The sequence below is a fragment of the Paenisporosarcina sp. P4_D4 genome (assembly GCF_056401835.1).
In genome coordinates this window covers 1-2337 of the sequence record NZ_JBFUIO010000225.1, presented here as the reverse complement: position 1 = coordinate 2337, position 2337 = coordinate 1, and the positions used below count along the sequence as shown (strand labels likewise).

Sequence of the window (2337 nt, the reverse complement as noted above, 5' to 3'; positions counted from 1 at the left end):
CATTTCAGTATTTGCCTCTTATCAAACTCGCTTTGTAAGCCAAAAAACAAGCATGAGGCATTTGTAATCCTAGAGGGTTTTTATAATGAAGCAGATAAGTTTATTGAAGGCAACTATGAATTAGCTCTAAATGTAAAATATGGGAATTTAGCTCCAGCAACAGGACAGGATTCTGTCATTGACAATACAGATTACAAGGGTGAATTGTTGAAAAAACTAGATGAATATCTAATAAAAACATGATTTTAAATGAAAAGGAGAGAGACTATGACAAAAGTAAAAGTAGGTCAAATGGCGATTTATGTTCAGAGAAATGAAGGGGAAAATGCTACTTGGGAATATTTAGTGGCTAAGAATGTTTTTGATAATATGGCTGACTTTAGAGGAGAGTATGGAACAATATATATGCATGCTTTTGAAGACCATGAGCTAAATGGCAGTGATATTCTTAAAGATCAAGTACCTGACGCTACATTCAATCTTCTCTTTAATAATAATAATCCTGTGATTGCCAAGAAAAAACTATTTGGAGATTACACATTTGAGCCGAAGACAAAGTAAATGTTCAATTTTATCGTTTAAAAATATTTAATTAGTAAATTATAAATAAAACACTTGCATTGATGAAAATGGTAAACTATACTATGTAAGAAGATAAATGGGAGAAGGTGATAGTTTGATTGGAGTTATCATAACCGCTATATTCGCAGCCTTATTATTCGGAATAATATTCTTACTTTATAAAGAGCCAGATAGTTCGTTAATAAGTTCTACTGAATGGATCAAGAATTATCACGATGAGCAAGACAAGGAGTAATAAATGAAGCCATACAAAGTTACAGCAATATTAAGTAAGCCTGAACAAATGGAATACAAATTAGATAATGTCGCAATCATTTATTGGGGAGTTAAAGTTGAGATGATGGGGGAGGGTCATACCATTGAATCCATCGTCACATTTGATAAAATAGGCAAGGCTAAAAAACTAAAAGTAGGGGACGTGTTTGAACGATGACAAGATTGGCTCTGAATGATGAAGCAACTGTTATGAATCTGCTTAGTGAAATGGAAAGCGACTTGTATTTCGGGAGGATTAACTCTAAAGATGTAGGAAAACTAATCAAAACAGCTCGTGGCTTATTGATTGAATTACATCTTACTCGATCCAGTTTAGACGAAGATGAGTCGGACGATTTAAATACACGTATTTTAGCAGCTCATTCAAAAAATTATGCTATGCAAATGTTTGAATCAAACAAGCCAATTTAGGAGTGATGCAATTAGTGGAGAATTACGAAGACATTCTAATTAAACGAATTAATAAATTTGTAAGTTTCATGGAGAATAAGCATGGTAAGTTGAGCGTAGGATTAACAAACAGTGTGGACAAGGTGAGAGAAAACTTACGAGTGTTTGAAGTTGTATATCCAACCATTGATAAGACAACTGACTTGATTTATTGGGCAGAACGACACAGTGAAATTAAAGAGGTCGAGATTGCATTTAAAGACTTAGCTGATAACTTTTGGGATTGATTGAACAAATAAGGGGATAGGGGGTGTTAATATGACAGAAACAATTGAAGAAAAAGTATCCAAGCCTGATTTTAAGTTGAGATTGAGTGAGAAATATGCGATTGATACGGATAAATTAAATATCATCCTTAAAGAGCGATATGAGACTAGGGTGGGTAAAGGGAAGTTTGCTGATTACAGTGGGGAATTCGCTTACAAAAGTATTGCTTACTTCCAAACATTTGACCGATTAGCTGATTGGTTAGTACAGAATGCCATGTTTACAACTGATAGTGTTGAGCATATGTATGAGTTTGCTGATCAAGTTGTTGAGTTGAAGAAGGAAATGGCTGGATTCTTGAAGGATAAGGTTGTTATTCAGAACGAAGATAAAAAGAAGGGTGATGAATAGACATGAATGTTTCGTTTGATGGTATTGCTGTTACGGAAAAAATTATCCAATATGGAGATTTGTTTCAGGAAACAGAAGATGGTACTTATTATTTGCTTGTAGAAAGACCCAAAATTGCCCTCATTTCATTGAGTGGAAAAGACTTTTATGAAGAGTTTGGACAGCTTGATGAAGCAATCAGTAATATAAAGTTGTTCATTAAAGATGGAGAACTAATACATCTTACTCAAGACCAGTGGCAGTTCCAGTTAAAACGAAAGTAGGTGAGATATTGAAATTAGAGTTAATCTTGCCTGTCCCAACATCAATAAACGCATTGTATATCAATGAATTTCGATACAATCCTAAAACTAGACAGCGTGAGATGACGGGAGCCAGGATATTATCTAAAGCTGGAGCTAAACGAAAAGA

At 34.2% G+C, this 2337-nt stretch carries 7 protein-coding genes; all 7 read left to right on the top strand.

Annotated features, from left to right (window positions below; genetic code table 11):
• A partial coding sequence (locus tag AC1DSL_RS17375; protein WP_477533183.1) for a hypothetical protein occupies positions 1–243 on the top strand: 243 nt, incomplete at its 5' end.
• 24 nt (positions 244–267) lie between these two features.
• Positions 268–561, top strand: coding sequence for a hypothetical protein (locus tag AC1DSL_RS17370; RefSeq protein WP_477533182.1), 294 nt, complete (start codon positions 268–270; stop codon positions 559–561).
• A 259-nt stretch (positions 562–820) separates the two neighbouring features.
• Positions 821–1015, top strand: a complete 195-nt coding sequence (locus tag AC1DSL_RS17365) for a hypothetical protein (RefSeq protein WP_477533181.1) — start codon at positions 821–823, stop codon at positions 1013–1015.
• Positions 1012–1269 carry a hypothetical protein gene (locus tag AC1DSL_RS17360; RefSeq protein ID WP_477533180.1) on the top strand — a complete coding sequence of 86 codons (258 nt, stop codon included), beginning with the start codon at positions 1012–1014 and terminating at the stop codon, positions 1267–1269. Before AC1DSL_RS17365 ends, AC1DSL_RS17360 begins: the two co-directional genes overlap by 4 nt.
• A gap of 14 nt (positions 1270–1283) precedes the next feature.
• The gene (locus tag AC1DSL_RS17355) at positions 1284–1535 is read left to right on the top strand and encodes a hypothetical protein (protein WP_477533179.1); all 252 of its coding nucleotides are present in this window, start codon (positions 1284–1286) and stop codon (positions 1533–1535) included.
• A 31-nt stretch (positions 1536–1566) separates the two neighbouring features.
• Positions 1567–1926 (top strand): hypothetical protein, encoded by a 360-nt coding sequence (locus tag AC1DSL_RS17350; protein WP_477533178.1) that lies wholly within the window; start codon positions 1567–1569, stop codon positions 1924–1926.
• A 2-nt stretch (positions 1927–1928) separates the two neighbouring features.
• Entirely contained in the window at positions 1929–2189 is a 261-nt protein-coding gene (locus AC1DSL_RS17345; RefSeq protein ID WP_477533177.1) for a hypothetical protein, read from the top strand.
• Positions 2190–2337 lie beyond the last annotated feature (148 nt).

Coding starts and splice junctions, on each gene's coding strand:
- AC1DSL_RS17360 (WP_477533180.1), top strand. CDS start 1,012: ATGACAAGATTGGCTCTGAATGATGAAGCAACTGTTATGAATCTGCTT.
- AC1DSL_RS17365 (WP_477533181.1), top strand. CDS start 821: ATGAAGCCATACAAAGTTACAGCAATATTAAGTAAGCCTGAACAAATG.
- AC1DSL_RS17370 (WP_477533182.1), top strand. CDS start 268: ATGACAAAAGTAAAAGTAGGTCAAATGGCGATTTATGTTCAGAGAAAT.
- AC1DSL_RS17350 (WP_477533178.1), top strand. CDS start 1,567: ATGACAGAAACAATTGAAGAAAAAGTATCCAAGCCTGATTTTAAGTTG.
- AC1DSL_RS17345 (WP_477533177.1), top strand. CDS start 1,929: ATGAATGTTTCGTTTGATGGTATTGCTGTTACGGAAAAAATTATCCAA.